Raw genomic sequence first — 242 nt, 5'->3', positions numbered from 1 at the left:
ACTGCGCTGGCTCACGACCTGGTCGTGACCTTGAGCAACAACGCCACTGTCACTATCAAGGCCGGTGAAACCAGCGCCCCGTACACCCACGAAGCACAGGGTGACGACGTCTACAAAGACGCTGGAGAAATCGAGCTGGGTATCAAGTCCGCCGTCGATGTTGACGGACGTGCCTTCGAGAACCTGCAGCTGGGCGATGCGGCCTCGGTCAAAGTCACCGACACCACCGACGACGTGGTGGC

1 protein-coding gene is annotated in these 242 nt (G+C 60.7%); it reads left to right on the top strand.

All coding sequences use genetic code 11. The annotated features are described in order from the left end of the window. Positions 1–242 (top strand): immunoglobulin-like domain-containing protein (locus tag AC5PZ0_RS28365; RefSeq protein ID WP_493856230.1); only part of this gene is annotated, 242 nt, incomplete at both ends.

The sequence above is a fragment of the Pseudomonas sp. 5.2 genome (assembly GCF_059025405.1).
This window is presented reverse-complemented; position numbering and strand designations above follow the sequence as displayed.